Annotated in this window: 1 protein-coding gene; it reads right to left on the reverse strand. The window is 36.0% G+C overall.

The window, feature by feature from the left end:
- Positions 1-422: 422 nt before the first annotated feature.
- Positions 423-2,528: a methyl-accepting chemotaxis protein gene (locus CQA44_RS13450; protein WP_115547391.1), complete on the reverse strand. Its 2,106-nt coding sequence runs from the start codon at positions 2,526-2,528 to the stop codon at positions 423-425.
- Positions 2,529-2,775 lie beyond the last annotated feature (247 nt).

Genomic DNA, 2,775 nt, shown 5'->3' on the forward strand with positions numbered 1-2,775 from the left:
TCATTATACTTATACCATATACCTATCATTATACTATATAGCTTGCGTGTATTACTTCTTGGGTATTGCAGCAACAAGTTTCTTTAGCAAATACACTGCTCTAAAACTCTTGCCAAAACTATATATCCTACAAATGGAGAGGTTAGGGAGAAATGTCTTAATTCACCAAGACTGACGCAAGGCAGTAAGAATTATCCTAATGTTTTCCTATTTGCATAGTTTTTAGTATGAGCATATCCTATGAGAATCATCAAAGCCTAAAAGAGCATGTACATTTATCTTTGAAACAGGTTAATGTGCTTATATAACAAAACCCACTGCAAAACACAACGTTTAATATCGTCAAAATAGCCTTAATCATATATTATTCTTGTTTAGAATCCTTAAGATTCTAAGGATTAAGCTATTGCTACACAGCATTACTAGAATTTCTTTTGATTCACATCATTCATGATTTTTTGAGCTATTTCATCTACTGCATTACTGATTTCTTGAGAGCGATTCGCTACTTCTACGGTTTGTTGCGTAACAGATTCTAATTGTTCTACCGCCTCATTAATTTGATTAATGCCTAAGGTTTGTTCCTTGATAGACTCCGCCATATCATTAATGCCTTGAATGAGTGTGTTGGCATTCGCTTCTATTTCACCCAAGCTTTTTTGCGTCCTTTCTGCAAGCTTTCGGACTTCATCTGCCACAACTGCAAAGCCTCTGCCGTGCTCTCCTGCTCTTGCCGCTTCAATAGCAGCATTGAGTGCTAAGAGGTTGGTTTGGTCTGCAATATCACGAATAATACTTAGGATACTCTTAATATCCTCACTTTGTTGAATCACCTCGCTTGTGCGTCCAGAAACATTTTGCATTGATGAAGTAATCTCTTCAATGGCTGCTGCAGTTTGTTCTAGTGAGCTTGCCTGTATATTAGAACCCTGCACGAGCTGTTGCACAGTTTCCTCTAACGCTCTGCTCCTAGATTCTAAATCGGCAGCAAATCCACTCGAAGTAGTAAGCATTTTGCGAATCTCTTCTCCCAAAGTATTGGTTACAATTTCCACACGTCCTGCAGCATTCTTAACTCCTGTAGTAAAATCCAATTTCGTATAAGAGTTAAATACTCTTGCAATTTCATTGGTATCACTACCTATTTTACGTTGTAGAACATCAAGCATTTTATTAAGTACTTCTTTTAATTCGATAAGCTGCGGACTATGAGGAGTCGTCAGGATTCTAGCAGTTAAATCGCCATTTTCTACCGCTTTTGCTGTTTGTGCCGATTCATCTATGGTGAGCTTATCTTGTGTTAAACCTTTTTGTGTTTTTTCGATATTAACGTTAATAGCAAGTGCCATATTCCCTAATTCATCTTGGGCTTTGGGACGCACAAGAGCCGGAGCAACTTTTGTTTCGTGGTTGAGAAACTTAAAAAAAGAATATAAAAGATCGGAAATAACACTGATACGTGCAAGAATCTTGAATTTGATATAAAAGTAGATGACTAAGACAATAATACCTAAAGTAACCAATACGCTTATGGTAATAACAAAACGAAGCTTAGAAATAGGTGCAAATATCGAATCTTCTGGTGCCATTTCTAGCACAGAGAAATAGATTCCTGTGCCTCTTCCTATTTCAAAACTAGAAATCGCCGTATAACTTAGTTTGCCTCTCGCATTCAAATATTGATAAACACCATCTTGTCGATTTATTATTGCTTGCGCGAGGACATTCACACTAGGATCGTTATTGATTTCTTGCAGTGTTTTACCGAGAAAATCAGCCCTTTCGTGAATTGCTATCATGCCCTTACCTGTAACCAAAGCCTTGTAGTCGTCATCAAATGCGTGATATTGAGAATCAAACAGCTCACTTTTTAATTCATTTAAATCTACGAATATTCCAACTACACCTTGCACCTGCCTGTTTCTATCAAATAATGGAATATTGATTCCCATACCAAATTTCTCTGGTTGTCCAGCAATTTTAATTTTACGTGGAATACCAACAGTGGGCTTACCTGTATTAAGAGCTTCTATAACACTAGGCAGTGATGATATATCACTATTTGCCTGAAGTGTAACTAAACCACCATCTTGATTAATTGTTTCATCATAAGCTAAAACCAAGAAATTACCATCTGGGAGCTTGTGTTTAGGGTTTCGTATGTTGTTGCCCGTATAGTTTTCCTGCCTGATATACACATAACCATAAGTTCCCCAGCTATTACTATCTAGCATAGCCTTAACAACATCTTCTATCGTCTCCTGATCATCACTAGAGTGATTATTTAGCAATCTTGTAATACTATACTCTGATGCCTTAACAGCAACAAATACTTCATTAAGATTGCCTTTCACAGAATTGGCGGCTCTCATAGCAACGTTACGAACAAGTTTGCGTGCTTCTTGCGCTTGAATTTCACTTGATTGCATTGTTACAACAACCATCATGGTTAGCATACAAATGATTAATACAAGGCTGATGGTTAAAACCATTTTTAAACCTACACTAAGCTTTGAAAAAAAATTCATAGTAAATTCCTTAATTTAAAGTTTCTATTATTTGTCATAATAAATTCTTGGGATATATCCTTACCTTTCTATAATAATATAATTTTGGGGTAAATGTTAAATTCTGATTTGAACTCTCTACATGACGCAAACATTCCGTGAAAGCAACGAGACCAAGATTCTAATCAAGAATCTCAATCTATTTGGTTGGGTTATTGTTTTGAAGCCTTAAAAATTATTAATCACTTAAAATTTAGGAGTTTTAGAT

This window comes from Helicobacter sp. MIT 14-3879 (assembly GCF_003364125.1).